The 14,832-nt window shown below is 61.9% G+C and carries 12 protein-coding genes; 4 read left to right on the top strand and 8 right to left on the bottom strand.

Annotation, left to right across the window (positions count from 1 at the left end; genetic code table 11):
- Nucleotides 1-19: 19 nt before the first annotated feature.
- A complete protein-coding gene (locus MRK42_RS17060; RefSeq protein ID WP_042028152.1) occupies nucleotides 20-940 on the top strand; it encodes a L,D-transpeptidase family protein in 921 nt (306 codons plus the stop codon).
- A 101-nt stretch (nucleotides 941-1,041) separates the two neighbouring features.
- On the opposite strand, the gene sppA is transcribed toward MRK42_RS17060, so the two are convergent.
- A complete protein-coding gene (sppA, locus tag MRK42_RS17055) occupies nucleotides 1,042-2,886 on the bottom strand; it encodes a signal peptide peptidase SppA (protein ID WP_354688351.1) in 1,845 nt (614 codons plus the stop codon).
- 207 nt (nucleotides 2,887-3,093) lie between these two features.
- Here sppA and MRK42_RS17050 point away from each other — a divergent pair, with 207 nt between their 5' ends.
- Both MRK42_RS17050 and MRK42_RS17045 read left to right on the top strand, forming a co-directional pair.
- Nucleotides 3,094-5,133 carry an NADPH-dependent 2,4-dienoyl-CoA reductase gene (locus tag MRK42_RS17050; protein ID WP_354688350.1) on the top strand — a complete coding sequence of 680 codons (2,040 nt, stop codon included), beginning with the start codon at nucleotides 3,094-3,096 and terminating at the stop codon, nucleotides 5,131-5,133.
- A 106-nt stretch (nucleotides 5,134-5,239) separates the two neighbouring features.
- Complete coding sequence (locus MRK42_RS17045; protein ID WP_354688349.1) at nucleotides 5,240-5,788, top strand: NAD(P)H nitroreductase; 549 nt, start codon at nucleotides 5,240-5,242, stop codon at nucleotides 5,786-5,788.
- Nucleotides 5,789-6,301: 513 nt separating this feature from the next.
- On the opposite strand, the gene prmA is transcribed toward MRK42_RS17045, so the two are convergent.
- Together prmA and MRK42_RS17035 are read right to left on the bottom strand one after the other, a co-directional pair.
- Entirely contained in the window at nucleotides 6,302-7,180 is an 879-nt protein-coding gene (gene prmA / locus MRK42_RS17040; RefSeq protein WP_354688348.1) for a 50S ribosomal protein L11 methyltransferase, read from the bottom strand.
- 524 nt (nucleotides 7,181-7,704) lie between these two features.
- On the bottom strand, nucleotides 7,705-8,715 hold the full coding sequence (locus MRK42_RS17035) for a zinc-binding alcohol dehydrogenase family protein (protein WP_354688347.1): 1,011 nt from the start codon (nucleotides 8,713-8,715) through the stop codon (nucleotides 7,705-7,707).
- A 100-nt stretch (nucleotides 8,716-8,815) separates the two neighbouring features.
- On the opposite strand from MRK42_RS17035, the gene MRK42_RS17030 reads away from it, so the two are divergent.
- The gene (locus tag MRK42_RS17030) at nucleotides 8,816-9,688 is read left to right on the top strand and encodes a LysR family transcriptional regulator (protein WP_042073315.1); all 873 of its coding nucleotides are present in this window, start codon (nucleotides 8,816-8,818) and stop codon (nucleotides 9,686-9,688) included.
- Between the two features lies 1 nt (nucleotide 9,689).
- On the opposite strand, the gene MRK42_RS17025 is transcribed toward MRK42_RS17030, so the two are convergent.
- The 5 genes from MRK42_RS17025 to accB all read right to left on the bottom strand — a co-directional run bounded on the left by MRK42_RS17025 (nucleotide 9,690) and on the right by accB (nucleotide 14,827).
- Nucleotides 9,690-11,120, bottom strand: a complete 1,431-nt coding sequence (locus MRK42_RS17025) for a PTS transporter subunit EIIC (protein ID WP_042028143.1) — start codon at nucleotides 11,118-11,120, stop codon at nucleotides 9,690-9,692.
- A gap of 96 nt (nucleotides 11,121-11,216) precedes the next feature.
- Nucleotides 11,217-12,668 (bottom strand): sodium/pantothenate symporter, encoded by a 1,452-nt coding sequence (gene panF, locus MRK42_RS17020; protein ID WP_354688346.1) that lies wholly within the window; start codon nucleotides 12,666-12,668, stop codon nucleotides 11,217-11,219.
- Complete coding sequence (locus MRK42_RS17015; protein WP_354688345.1) at nucleotides 12,658-12,921, bottom strand: YhdT family protein; 264 nt, start codon at nucleotides 12,919-12,921, stop codon at nucleotides 12,658-12,660. Before MRK42_RS17015 ends, panF begins: the two co-directional genes overlap by 11 nt.
- A gap of 94 nt (nucleotides 12,922-13,015) precedes the next feature.
- Complete coding sequence (gene accC, locus MRK42_RS17010; protein ID WP_042073312.1) at nucleotides 13,016-14,356, bottom strand: acetyl-CoA carboxylase biotin carboxylase subunit; 1,341 nt, start codon at nucleotides 14,354-14,356, stop codon at nucleotides 13,016-13,018.
- A gap of 15 nt (nucleotides 14,357-14,371) precedes the next feature.
- Nucleotides 14,372-14,827, bottom strand: a complete 456-nt coding sequence (gene accB / locus MRK42_RS17005) for an acetyl-CoA carboxylase biotin carboxyl carrier protein (protein WP_026457431.1) — start codon at nucleotides 14,825-14,827, stop codon at nucleotides 14,372-14,374.
- Nucleotides 14,828-14,832 lie beyond the last annotated feature (5 nt).

Below are 14,832 nucleotides of genomic sequence, written 5' to 3'. Positions count from 1 at the left end.
GAAACCATACAGGAATTTTATGAATCCCCTTCGCACTGCCGCTTCGGCCCTTTTATGCACACTCGCACTGGTCAGCCAACAGGCCGCCGCCGTCGAGTACCGTCTGCCTGCGGCCAACAGCCGTCTGATCGGCGAGAATCAGGAATATGTGGTGCCCGCGGACAACCGTCCGCTGGAGCAGATCGCCTCTGACTTCCAGTTGGGTCTGACCAACATCATGGAAGCCAACCCCGGGGTCGATCCCTACCTGCCCAAGGCAGGCAGCACCCTGATCATTCCCCATCAGCTGATCCTGCCCAATGCGCCCCGCGAAGGGATCGTCATCAACGTGGCCGAGATGCGCCTCTATTACTACCCGAAAGGCAAGAACGTGGTGCAGGTGCTGCCCATCGGCATCGGCCAGCTGGGGGTAAACACCCCGGAGAACTGGATCACCAAGGTGGAGCGCAAGCGCGCCAACCCGACCTGGACCCCGACCGAGAACATCCGTCGCCGCTACGCCGCCCAGGGCAAGACCCTGCCTGCGGTCTGGCCGGCCGGTCCTGACAACCCCATGGGTCTGCACGCCCTCTATATCGGCAACCTCTACGCCATCCACGGCACCAATGCCACCTTCGGCATCGGTCTGCGGGTGAGCAGCGGCTGCGTCCGTCTGCGCGCCGACGACATCAAGTACCTGTTCGACCACGTGCCGGTCGGTACTCGCGTCCAGTTCGTCAACCAGCCGGTCAAGACCACGGTCGAGCCGGACGGCGGTCGCTACATGGAAGTGCACGAGCCGCTGTCGCGCACCGAGGAGGAGTTCAACTCCACCGCCGCCGTGCCGCTGCCCATGACTCCGGCCACTACCCGCTTCATCGCCCACGCCGACTCTGACTCCAACGTGGTCAAGCAGGTGCTGGAGCAGCGCACCGGCATGCCGACCCGCCTCAATCCCTGATGAGGTCTGTGCCTTTGAAGAAGGCCCGGGCAGGCTAACGAAAACGGCGACCATCGGGTCGCCGTTTTTTATGGTTGGCGTCTGAGCGCCATCAATTGGGGTTACTGCACGCAGACCGGGCAGAAGGCGTAGGTGCCCTGCGGATCGTTGAAGCGCGTGAGGGGATCCAGGTTGCGCTTCACCTCCACCATGGCCTTGCCAAATCCGGCTGGCAGCCAGCTTTGCAGGTACGGTGCCAGCGCCTGGGCGCTGCTGTCGAACAACTGGCGCAGGAACTTGTCCCTGGCTGACTCTTCCTGTTCGATGGGGCTTACCTGCCACTCCTTGAGATTGGCGAGGTCGGCGGCGGCCTTGAGGGCATCGTCGAGGTTGCCGAACTCATCCACCAGACCCAGTGCCTTGGCATCCTCACCGGTCCAGACTCGCCCTTCGGCGGCTTTTTCTGCCTCTTCCGGGCTCAGACCGCGCCCCTTGCCCACCAGATCGACGAAGCGCTGGTAGGTATCCTCCACACTCAGCTGGATGGCCTGGCTGACGTGCTCGGGCAGGGCTCGGGTCAGACCGACGCCGACGTAATCCGTGGTGCCGACGCCATCGGTGTGAATCCCGTATTGGGAGAGCGCCTTGTCGATGGTGGCGAACATGCCGAACACCCCGATGGAGCCGGTGAGGGTGGTGGGGGAGGCGAAGATCTTGTCCGCATCGGCGGAGATCCAGTAGCCACCGGAGGCGGCGTAGCTGCCCATGGAGATCACGACCGGCTTGCCGGCCTGTTTCAGGGCCAGCAATTCGGCGCGGATCTGCTCGGCGGCGAAGGCGCTGCCGCCGGGGCTGTCGACCCGCAATACCACGGCTTTTACCTTGTCATCGCGACGGGCATCGGCCAGCAGCTCGGAGAGGCTGTCTCCGCCTATGGTACCGGCGGGTTGCATGCCGTCCATGATGGCGCCGCTGGCGACGATGAGGCCCACTTCGTCCTTGCCGCTCTGGGGATATTGCTCGGGAATGGCGGCCAAATACTCCTTGAGGCCGACCCCTTTCCAGCCGTGATCCTCATCTTCTCCCACCTCCTTGATCACCGCCTGGGTCATCTCGTCACGGGTGGCGAGCTGATCCACCAAGCCGTTGTCGAGGGCGTAGTTGGCGGCATTGCCACCGGCTTTGCGCAGCAGTTCGAGGAAGCGCTCCTTGCCCGGAGCCACGATCTCCGGATCTATCTCCCGCTGGTTGGCTACGTCGGCAACATAGGATTGCCACAGCTGATCCAGCCAGCGCTGGTTCGCCTCCTTGCTCTCGGGGGACATGTCATCCCGGGTGTAGGGTTCGACGAAGGATTTGTAGGTGCCGACCTTGAACACATGGGGGGTGATGTTGAGTTTCTCCAGCGCCGACTTGAAGTAGGTCTGGTAGACGCCCAGACCCTCGATCACCACGGCACCGCTCTGGTTGAGCAGCACGTGGTCGGCGTGAGCCGCCAGCAGGTATTGCCCCTGGGTATAGAAGTCGGCCATGGCAATGACCGGCTTGCCGCTCTCCTTGAAGGCATCGATGGCGCTTGCCACCTCCTGCAATTTGGAGAAGCTGGCGCCCTGCAGCCCCTGGGGCTTGATCACCAGCGCCTTGATGCGATCGTCATCCTTGGCGTTGTGAATGGCCCACAGCAGATCGGAGAGCACGATCTCGCTCGGCTGCTCGTCGCTGCTGTCCATCTGGCGCAGCAGCTGCACTGTAGGGTCTGTCTGGGAACGCTGCTCGACCAGCACGCCGTTGAGGTTGAGAGTGAGCGCCCCTTCGATGGGGGCCACCGGGGCCTCTTTCTGGCCGAAGCTGACGACGATGACCAGCACGACCAGCAGAAACAGCAGATTGACCAGCATCAGGCGGGTGAAGTTGAGCAGGCGCCACAGGCTGCGGAACAACCAGCCCAGGCCTTTGAAAATAGACATAGTCGCGTTATCGCCCTGTTAATGGGGGAGGAGGGGCCATTATTAACCAGTTGGGGGCGAAATTGCCATTTCCGGCTGGTGGATCCGGCGCCCGGGATTCAGGACACGGCTGTGCGCTGAAAAATTGTCCAAACATTTGTTTGAAAAAGAATTTTCGATTCTTTACTCTAGCTCCACATTGATAACAAAAAATTAACTGGAGGCCCTGTGAGTCGTTATCCAACCCTGCTGACCCCGCTCGATCTCGGCTTTACCCAATTGCGCAACAGGGTATTGATGGGTTCGATGCACACCGGCCTCGAAGAGGAGAAAGGCGGCTTTGACAAGCTGGCCGCCTTCTATGGCGAACGCGCCCGTGGCGGGGTCGGCCTCATCGTGACCGGTGGTATCGCCCCCAACTTGCGCGGGCGTCTGGTGCCTCACGGTTCCCAGCTGAGCTTTCCCTGGCAGGTTGCCAAACACAAGAAGGTGACCCGGGCAGTCCATCAGGAGGGGGGCAAGATAGCGCTGCAGATCCTCCATGCTGGCCGTTACGCCTATCACCCCTTCAGCCTGGCACCGAGTGCCCTCAAGGCTCCCATCTCCCCGTTCAAGCCGCGCGCCATGAGCGAGCGGCAGATCCGCGGCACCATCCGCGACTTCGCCGCCACCGCCGCGCTCGCCAGGGCGGCAGGTTATGACGGGGTCGAGGTGATGGGATCGGAAGGCTATCTCATCAACCAGTTCATTTGCGAGCGCACCAACAAGCGCACCGATGGCTGGGGCGGTAGCAGCGAAAACCGGATGCGTTTCCCGGTGGAGATAGTGCGTGCCATCCGCGAGCGGGTCGGCCCGGATTTCATCATTATCTTCCGCCTCTCCATGCTGGATCTGGTGGAGCAGGGCTCGACCCTGGAAGAGGTGATTGCGCTCGGCAAGGCGCTGGAGCAGGTGGGTGTCACCCTCATCAACACCGGCATCGGCTGGCACGAGGCGCGCATTCCCACCATCGCCACCAGCGTTCCGCGCGGCGCCTTCAGCTGGGTGACGGCGGAGCTGAAAAAACACCTCAAAGTTCCGCTTATCACTACCAACCGCATCAACACCCCGGAGGTGGCCGAACGCATTCTGGCAGGGGGCGAGGCGGATATGGTCTCCATGGCGCGTCCCTTCCTGGCCGATCCCGAGTTCGTGATCAAGGCCGCTGAAGACAGAGCAGACGAGATCAACACCTGCATCGCCTGCAACCAGGCCTGCTTGGACCACATCTTCAAGCAGAAGCGCGCCTCCTGCCTGGTCAATCCGCGCGCCTGTTTCGAGACCGAGCTCACCTTCGGTCGGGTGCCCCAGCCCAAGAAGCTGGCGGTGGTGGGGGCGGGCCCGGCCGGGCTCGCGTTTGCCTGCTACGCCGCCGAGCGCGGCCATCAGGTGAGCCTGTTCGATCAGGCGAGCGAGATAGGCGGCCAGTTCAACTTTGCCAAGCAGATCCCGGGCAAGGAGGAGTTTCACGAGACCCTGCGTTATTTTGCCAAACGGCTGGAGAAGTGCGGCGTCGAGCTGTATCTCGGCCAGCGCCAGAGCGCCGAGAGCCTCTTGGGCGGCGGCTTTGACGAGGTGATCCTCGCCACCGGCATACGCCCGCGCACTCCCAATATTCCTGGCATCGAGCATCCCAAGGTGCTGAGCTACCTGGACGTGCTGCGCGATCACAAGCCGGTGGGCGAGAAGGTGGCGGTGATCGGTGCCGGCGGCATCGGCTTCGATGTGGCCGAATACCTGGTGGAGAAAAGGGTGGCGCAGTCATCCCACGGGGACGGGGATCTTCGTCGTGACCACTGGCTCAAGGAGTGGGGCATCGACAAGCAGCTTGCCGAGCGCGGTGGCTTGACGCCCCCGGAAGTCGACGCCCCCGAGCGCCAGATCTGGCTGCTCCAGCGCAAGGAGAGCAAGGTGGGTGACGGCCTTGGCAAGACCACTGGCTGGATCCACCGCACCGTGCTGAAGAACCGCAAGGTGCAGATGCTCTCCGGGGTGCAGTACCTGCGTATCGACGACGAGGGGCTTCACATTCAGGTGGGCGAACAGCAGCAGTGTCTGCCGGTGGATCAGGTGATCATCTGCGCCGGGCAGGAGCCGCTCAAGGAGCTGCAAGTCGGCCTGCAGGCTGCCGGCAAACCGGTGCACATCATAGGCGGCGCCGATGTGGCGGCCGAGCTCGATGCCAAGCGGGCGATCCGTCAGGGGGCGGAGCTGGCTGCCGTCATCTAGGTAGCAGGCACTTTGGTCACGTCATAAACCCCTGAGCATCAGGGGTTTTCTTCATTCGGCGCTGTGCTAAGGTAGCGCCATCATAGCCCCAGACAAGGAACTGCCCATGGATGCCCTCCACCTGTTACTTAATCGCCACTCCTGTGGCCGTCTCACCGAACCTGCTCCCACCGGCGAGGTGCTCGACAATATTCTCAAGGCCGGGCTGCGGGCGCCGGATCACGGTACCCTGACCCCCTGGCAGTTCATCCTGTTTGAAGGGGAAGGGCGCGAGCGGCTCGGTACCCTGTTGGGAGAGGCTGCCCGTCGCCGGGGTGAAGATGACGAGAGCATCAGAAAGTGTCAGGAGGCGCCGCTGCGGGCCCCGCTGGTGGTTGCCGTCGCGACCCGTTATCAGGAACACCCCAAGGTACCGAAACTGGAGCAGGAGCTCTCCGCCGGTTGCGCCCTGATGGCGATGCAGATGGCGGCTCAGGCGCAGGGATTCAACGGCATCTGGCGCTCCGGCTGGTTCATCTTCGATGAGCAGATCAACCAGGGATTGGGGCTGGGGGCAGAGGATCAGCTGGTGGGCTTCCTCTATCTCGGCACTCCCATGCTGGAGGCGCGCAAGCTGCGTGAATTACCCCTAGGCGAGTATGTCCGCCGTTTCTGAGTCGCTGACTCTGCTTCGATAGTCTCGGACAAAGCCCTGATCCATCAGGGCTTTTTTTGGCAAACTCCGGATAGTAACCAGAGTGGCCACTGAAAATAAATGGGGGCAGATCGGGATGACGGACCGTAGCAGGGAATTTTTTAAATAGTGAGATACGCCTCTCAATCCTGGTGTATTTAGCTATGTAAAACGTTTGCGCATCCATTAATATCCCCCTGCCAGTTTAGAAGGGCATCCCTTCTAATTTTTCTGCGATGAGAGTCGCAATTCCGTAGCACCTTTTTAAACAGCCCAACGTTCTCGTGACATTGGGCTTTATTTTTATGGTGTTTTCAGCCGTGTTCTGGCAATTCTCATGGCCTGATATCCGCCACTCTCCACGCCATCTGCGCGATGAAGTTTTTCCCAGGTCCTGGTGTGTGAAGCAGCATTGCGAGTGGACAAAAGGGTGCGAGGAAATAGAACAAGGGCACCCGAAGGTGCCCTTGTCGTCGTCATGCTGCCTTTTCACTATCAGCCGTGTTTGCGGCCGGATAGGCGGCACCACTCCTCTTTCACCGCGGTCGGGTCCATCTCGAACCACTGGCCGTAGATGGCCTCCAGCTCGGGGGCCTGGCTCTCCAGCACGCCGGAGAGGGCCATCAGGCTGCCCGGTTTGCCCAGACCTGCGATCAGCGGAGCCAGCTCACGCAGCGGGCCGGCCAGGATGTTGGCGACCACCACGTCGGCCAGCAGCCCTTCCGGTTGCTCGGCGGGCAGATAGAGCTCGATCTGGTCGGCGACGCCGTTGCGCATCGCGTTGTCACGGCTGGCCTGGATGGCCTGCGGATCGATGTCGATGCCGATCACCCGGGCGGCGCCGAGTTTCAGGGCGGCGATGCCGAGAATGCCGGAGCCGCAGCCAAAATCCACCACGGTTTTGCCGGCCAGATCCAGTCCGTCCAGCCACTGCAGGCAGAGGGCGGTGGTGGGGTGGGTACCGGTACCGAACGCCAGTCCCGGATCCAGCATGACGTTGACCGCCTCGGGGTCCGGCACATCGCGCCAGCTCGGGCAGATCCACAGCCGCTCGCCAAACTGCATAGGGTGGAAGTGATCCATCCACTCGCGTACCCAGTCCTTGTCTTCCAGCTGCTCGACCTTGTAGCCGACGTTCTCGCCGAAGATCTGCTGGAAGAAGGCGATGGTGGGGGCCGGATCGGTTTCGGCGTCGAACAGACCCATCACCTCGGTCTCGCCCCACAGCGGGGTTTCGCCGGGCATGGGTTCATAGACGGGCACATCCTTGGCATCCATAAAGGTCACCGCCTGGGCACCACGCCCCAGCAGCATGTTGCTCACCTTGTCTGCGGTCTTGGCAGTGGCGTTGATTCGAATTTGTATCCAGGGCATGGCGTCGACTCTTCATAAATGTGAAACCGCGGGATTCTACCATCATGGGGCTTTGCTGTCGTGGTTTGCCCATGGGGTGTGGTAGAGCAAGGCAACTTTGCCGAGTTGGCATGGTTAATGTATTCCCCAATGGGTGACGGGAAGCAACCTGTTCCCGCTGAATGCTTTGCTCTAGGAAAGTTCCGTCATTGCTTGGCCACCTTCGGGTGGCTTTTTTTTGTTTCAAACCGATGGCGTGAGAGTGGCATGGGGCTTTGAATAGTCGGAGAGAGGGAAAAGTCTGCAATAAACGGCGTATTGGCACACAAGCTGCAAAAGCCAATCTGTCCTGCAAAGGATGTGTGTGTGATTGTTACCCCAATGTTCAGGTATTTAGGGCCATTCCGACGGAATGGCCCCTTTTTTATGTCATCTCTTCAATCATGTCGCGCCTGATTGCCGAACAACCGACCGGCCCTGTGCCTTGATGGGGCTTGCCGTTGGTGAAAATACCCCAGCTTGGTGCGTTTTTTACCTCCAAGGGATTAGAAGCCGCTCATATCGATCACCAGCTTGCCCATCATGCGGCCGGCTTCCAGCTCGGCATGGGCCCGGGTCAGGGTGGCCGGTGTCAGTTCGGGCAGCGTGCGGGTCAGGGTGCTCTTCAGCACGCCCTGATCCACCAAGGTAGCCACCTGTTGCAGCAGCCTGTGCTGCTCGATCATATCCGGGGTCTGGAACAGGGAACGGGTAAACATGAACTCCTGACTGAAGGTGGCGCTCTTGCTCTTGAGCAGGGAGAGATCCCAGGGATCTTTCGATTCGGCGATGGTACAGATGTGGCCGAACGGGCGAATGAGCGCTGCCATGGCCTGCCAGTGTTGCTCGGTGGCATTGGTGCAGAAGATGGCGTCCACCTGATCGATGCCAAGGTCGGCCAGATCCGATGACAGGCTGTGATGACTCACCACCTGATGGGCCCCCATCTGCTGGCACCAGTCGCGAGTCTCGGGGCGAGAGGCGGTGGCGATCACTTCCATGCCGGTGAGCTGGCGGGCCAGCTGAATGGCGATGGAACCCACTCCGCCAGCGCCGCCGATGATGAGCAGCCGGCCAGTGCTCTCGCGAGTGAGGCCAAGGCGCTCGAACAGGGCCTCCCAGGCGGTGATGGCGGTCAGTGGCAGGGCGGCGGCCGCTACGTCGCTCAGAGTGGTAGGGGCGAGGGCGGCGATGCGTTCATCCACCAGTTGCAGGGCGCTGTTGCTGCCGGGGCGATTGATGTCACCGGCGTACCAGACGCGGTCGCCCGCCTTGAACAGGGTCACCTCGCTGCCTACGGCAACGACGTCGCCCACGGCATCCCAACCCAGCACGCGGGGGCTGCTCTCTACCTTCTCCTTGGGGGCGCGCACCTTGGTGTCGACCGGGTTGATAGAGGTGGCGTTGACTCGCACTAGCAGGTCGCGTGGGCCCGGCGTCGGCTCGGGCAGATTGGCCTCGATGAAGCAGTGTGGGTGATCGCTTGGCAGGTAGTGAGTCAGGGCGATGGCTTTCATGGCAGTTCCTTTCAAATCGGTTGGAGGGGGATTGCCAGCCACTCTAGTCTGTCTGATTATTCGGATTAAGATGGGTAATTGGTAAAGACTGTTTGAATATATGAACAATGTCGAACTGGAATTGATGGGGCTGTTTGCCACCGTGGTGGAGCAGGGCAGCTTTACCCGGGCGGCCGAGCTGCTCGGCATGCCAAAGTCCTCGGTGAGCCAGAAGATCTCGCGGCTTGAGTCACAGCTTGGGGTGCGGTTGCTTCAGCGCACCACCCGCAGGCTCAGCCTGACCCCTCAGGGTGAGATCTATGTAGAACACTGCCGCGGATTGCTGACCCTGGCCCGCAGCGCCAATCTGGCGATGGCGCGGCTTCGCAGCGCTCCCGCCGGCCGGGTGCGGATCACTGCGCCCGAGGCGACCGGCACCTTGCTGCTTGGCCCTATCCTGGCCGAGTTTCGCGCCCTCTATCCCGAGGTGGTGCTGGAGCTGACCCTGAGTGACGAGCAGCTGGATCTGGTGGGGGAGGGGTACGATCTGGCGCTGCGGGCTGCGCCGCTAAAGGATTCCAGCCTCATCTGCCGGCGCATCGGCGAGGTGGCCCGTTATCTGGTGGCCTCTCCCGGTTATCTGGCGCGCCACGGCATGCCGCAGCGGCTGGCCGAGCTGGCGCACCATGTCTGTCTGGTTCACACCGCTCTTCCTGTGTGGCCGTTGCAGGAGGGAGGCTGGCGACCGCAGGGGGCTTGTGCCAGCAACAGCCTGCTGGCGCTGCGGGAGCTGGCGCTTCATGACGGGGGAATTGCCCTGTTGCCGCAGCATGTCTGCGAGAGCGGGCTGGCCAGCGGGAAATTGCAGAAGATCCTGCCCATGATCCCCATCCCGACCAATCCGTTTTACCTCATCTACCCGAGCCGGGAACACCTGGCGCCCGCCCTGCGCAGCTTGATGGATTTCGTGGCCGAGCGTCTGCCGTTCGCCTGAGTTACCAGCCGCTCTGGCTGGCTGACTCCTGATTGGGCTTGAGGCCGATGGGCACAGACTGGCGTTCGGCCATCATGCGGATCTGCCCCTCTATCAGGTTGGCGCTGGGGCCCAGCACCAGCACCAGTTGATGGTCGTTGAGCTGGATCCAGGAGAGGCAACCGAGCTCGAGAAAGCGGGACTGATCCACCAACTCGATGTCGCGCACCCGCAGGCTGAGGCGGGTCAGGCAGACGCTCATGGCCTGCAGGTTATCCATGCCTCCCAGCACCTTGAGGTACTGGATCGCCAGCATCTGGGGATCGGAGGGGGCCACGCTCGCCAGCCGTGAGTGTTCCCTGGCGATGGGTTTGCTCGGCATGCTGAGGGGGGAGCGTTCCAGCAACTGGTAAAACAGCAGGGTGTAGGCGACGAAGAACAGGATGCCGACCGGGATCAGCCAGAAGCTGTGTTCGCCCGTCTGATAGCTCAGCACCAGATCCAGCAGGCCGGCGGAGAAGTAACTACCCACCTTGATACCGAGGCTGCTGCACACCGCCAGCGACAGCCCGGTCATCAGGGCGTGGGCCAGAAACAGCCAGGGGGCGGTGAAGGCAAACAGAAACTCGATGGGTTCGGTGATCCCCACCAGCGCCGAGGTGAGCGCCAGGGTGAGCAGCAGCCCACCCTGCGGCAGTCGCCGCATCCGCTGGCGATGGAGCCAGATGGCGAAACAGGCACCCGGCAGACCGAACATGATGATGGGATAGAGCCCCGCCACATATCCTTCGTGCAGCGGTTGGGCACTGGCCAGTGCCTGCAGGTTGCTCTCGCCAAGGCCGATGACGCTGCCCAGCACCTGATGCAGGCCGAGGGGTATCAGCAGCCGGTTGAGGGTGCCGTAACAGAATGCCCCGAGCGGTGTGGTGAGCAGCTCGGAGGTGAGCAGGGTGAGGCCACGTTCCAGCGGTGGCCACAAGAGTGATAGCGGCAGGGCGATAAGCAGGCAGGCCAGCGCCGAGCAGAGCAGGCTGGGGAATTCACCCCGTGCGAAGCGTAGCCAGCCAGGCCGTGTTTGTTGCTGACGGACCCAAGGATAGATGATGGCGGTGGTCAGTCCCGCCAGCAGGCCGCAGATCATGTCCGCATGAAGATTCGGAGCCAGGGTGTTGAAGGCGGTGCTGAGCAGCAGGAAGTTGACCGCCCCGGCCAGCGCCTGGGTGCCTTCCCCCTGCCGACTCAGGCCAAAGGCGATGGCCACTGCGTAGATGAGTGGCATCTGGCTGAAGATCGCCTGACCGGTGAGGGAGAGCACGGCCATGTCCAGCGCATCGGGTTGCCCGAGTCGATAGACCAGGGCCGCCACTGGCAAGATGGAGACGGGCAGCAGCAGGGCATAGCCAAGCCGCTGCAGGGCTTGGGTAACGACTTGTCGGGTGTCTTTTACGGGCATACGACGCCATTTTTTTGTGACTCGGCGCACAGTTTACCCGTAAAACACCCATTTGGGGATAGTTTCGGAACCCCTAATTCATTTTTTACTCAATTTTTACTCGAACAACTCCCGCACTTCCCGCGAGGGCGGAGCACTGAGCAGGCTCACCACCACGAAGGAGAACAAACCGAGAGTCAGGCTGGGCACGATGGCGTGCAGACCAGCCAGCTTGATCCCCCACTGGCTCAGGATGCCATAGCACAGAATGCCGCAGATCATGCTGGCCAGGGCGCCGCGACCGTTGGCCCGCGGCCAGTAGAGGCCGAGCACCAGGGGCCAGAGGAATACCGCCTGCAGGCCGCCGAAGGCGAGCAGGTTGAGCCAGATGATCATCTCGGGGGGCTGCAGCGCCGCCAGCAGTACCAGAGTGCCGAGGATCAGGGTACAGAGCAGGGAGAGGCGGGGGATGCGTACCTCCAGCTTCTCCTGCTTCGGATTGAGGTAGTTGAGGTAGAGATCTTTCACCAGGGTGGCCGAGGCCTGGATCAGCTGGGAGTCGATGGTCGACATGATGGCCGCCATGGGCGCCGCCAGGAAGACCCCGGCGAGCCAGGGGGGCAGCACCTCCATCATGAGAGAGGGCATGATCTTGTCCGGACTATCCATGCCGGGCAGGATAGCGCGGCCGAGGGCCCCGGCCAGGTGCATGCCGAACATCAAGAGGGCGCTCACCACTGTGCCGATCAGGATGCCGCGATGAAGCGCCTTGCTGTCGCGATAGCCAAAACAGCGCAGGGCCGAGTGGGGCAGCCCCACGACCCCGATGCAGACCAGGATCCAGAAGCTCAGCATGAAGGGCTGGGTCAGCATGTCGCCGGCCCCCTGCGGGCTTACCAGTTTGGGATCGATCGCCTTGAGCTGGTGGATGAGGTTGGGCAAACCATCCCCCGCGATCAGGATCCCCGCCAGCAGGGCACCGGTGCCGATCAGCATGATGATCCCCTGCAGGGCATCGGTCATCACCACGGCGCGAAAGCCGCCGATGATGGTGTAGAGCAGCACGCAGCCGGCAAACAGGAACAGCCCCTGCTGGTAGGAGAGGCCAGTGGCGGTCTCCAGCAGGCGGGCCCCACCGATGAACTGCACCACCATGGTGGCGATAAAGGCGAGGATGATGGTCACCGAGCCCAGGATCACCACGGCCCGGCTCTGGTAGCGGGCCCACAGCATGTCGTTGATGGTCACCGCATTGACCCGGCGGGCGATGATGGCGAACTTCTTGCCAAGTACCCCCAAGGTGAGCCAGACGGTGGGCAGCTGGATCATCGCCAGCAGCACCCAACCGAGGCCAATCTTGTAGGCGGCGCCGGGGCCGCCGATAAAGGACGAGGCCGACGTATAGGTGGCCACCAGCGTCATGGCCAGCACCAGGCCGCCCATGCTGCGGTTACCGATGAAGTACTCCTGAACGAAGTTGCCGGCGGCGCGATGGCGGCTGGCCCAAAAGCCAACCCCCAGCACCAGCACCAGATAGATGAAGAGCGGCAGCATCAACTCAAGATTCATGGGAGGACTCCTTGGGCTGGCGCGGCTCGGGTTCGAGGGGGATCTCCACGAACAAGCGGTTCACCATCAGGGCGCAGAGCAGGATGAACAGCAGCGGCATCACCATGCAGCTGAGCAGGAACCAGAGCGGCAGCCCCCACAGCTCAAGCTGCGGCGGAATAAAGTAGGCGGTGCCATACCAGGCAAAAAAGTAGAGCAGGGTCAGCAGCAGGCAGAAGACTGCTTCCCGGCGGGCGAGAGCGAAACGGTTCACCTTGGCCTCCGACAATTTCGAGGGGCGCAAGGATAACAAAAAAAGGCCATGTCGCCATGGCCCTTTTTCAGCAGAGGATCTGCGGACGCGAGTCTTACAGACCCAGCTTCTTGTGCAGGTAGTGGATGTTGGTTCCACCGTGCTGGAAGTTCTCGTCCTTCATGATCTCTTTTTGCAGCGGCACGTTGGTCTTGATCCCCTCGACCACCAGCTCGTCCAGCGCGTGGCGCATGCGGGCGATGGCGATGTCACGATTCTCGCCGTAGCAGATCAGCTTGCCGATCATCGAATCATAGTGGGGCGGTACCTTGTAGCCCGCATAGATGTGGGAATCCCAGCGCACGCCCAGACCGCCCGGCGCGTGGAAACGCTGCACCAGACCCGGCGAGGGCATGAAGGTGGCCGGATCCTCGGCATTGATCCGGCACTCGATGGCATGGCCACGGATGCGGATGTCCTGCTGGGTGATCGACAGGGGCTGGCCGGCGGCGATGCGCAGCTGCTCCTTGATGAGATCCACGCCGGTGACCATTTCGGTAACCGGATGCTCAACCTGGATACGGGTGTTCATCTCGATGAAATAGAACTCGCCGTTTTCATACAGGAACTCGAAAGTACCCGCTCCGCGGTAGCCGATCTCGATACAGGCGCGCACGCAGCGCTCGCCGATGAACTTGCGCATCTCGGAAGTGATGCCCGGTGCCGGGGCCTCTTCCACCACTTTCTGGTGGCGACGCTGCATGGAGCAGTCACGCTCACCCAGATAGATGGCGTTGCCCTGGCCGTCGGCCAGCACCTGGATCTCGATGTGACGCGGGTTCTCCAGGTACTTCTCCATGTAGACCATGTCGTTCTTGAAGAACTGGCCTGCTTCGGATTTGGTCAGCGCAATGGCGGAAGCCAGCTCGGCTTCGCTGCGCACCACGCGCATGCCACGACCACCACCGCCACCGGCGGCCTTGATGATCACCGGATAGCCGATGCGCTTGGCAATGGCGGCGTTGTGCTTGGCGTCGTTGTCGACCGGACCGTCGGAGCCCGGTACACAGGGGACGCCCGCCTTCTTCATCGCCTCAATGGCGGAGACCTTGTCACCCATCAAGCGGATGGTCTCGGCGCGCGGGCCGATGAAGATGAAGCCGGACTTTTCGACCACTTCGGCAAAATCGGCGTTCTCGGAGAGGAAGCCGTAACCCGGGTGGATGGCCACGGCACCGGTTACCTCTGCGGCGGCGATGATGGCCGGCACGTTGAGGTAGGAGTCGGTACTGGCCGGCTTGCCGATACAGATGGATTCGTCGGCCAGCAGCACATGCTTGAGCTCCCGGTCGGCGGTGGAGTGAACGGCCACTGTCTTGATCCCGAGCTCTTTGCAAGCGCGCAGGATCCGCAGGGCAATTTCACCGCGGTTGGCGATGACTACTTTGTCCAACATGGGTGGCGATTTCCCTTATTCGATGATGAACAGCGGCTCGTCGAATTCGACGGCCTGACCATTTTCAACCAGGATCGCTTTGATCACACCGGCCTTGTCAGATTCGATTTGGTTCATCATTTTCATGGCTTCGACGATGCACAGGGTATCGCCGACATTGACGTGCTGGCCCACTTCCACGAACGGCTTGGCTTCCGGGCTGGAGGAGCGGTAGAAGGAGCCAACCATGGGGGAGCGCATCAGGTGACCGCTCGGGGCAGCATCGGCGGCGGCCGGCGCAGCAGCCGGTGCAGCGGCAACAGGCGCAGCGACCGGAGCTGCTTGCGGCATGATCATCTGCGGGGCGGCAGTCACCTGACCGGAGAAGTTGCGGCTGATGCGAACGGATTCTTCACCTTCGGAGATCTCCAGTTCGGCGATGCCGGACTCTTCAACCAGTTCAATCAGCTTCTTGATTTTGCGGATATCCATTAGCA

Origin of the sequence: Aeromonas sp. 19NY04SH05-1 (assembly GCF_040581895.1) — a bacterium.
Classification (GTDB): domain Bacteria; phylum Pseudomonadota; class Gammaproteobacteria; order Enterobacterales; family Aeromonadaceae; genus Aeromonas; species Aeromonas enteropelogenes.
Note: the sequence above shows the minus strand (reverse complement) of the source record. Positions and strands in the feature narration are given on the sequence as shown.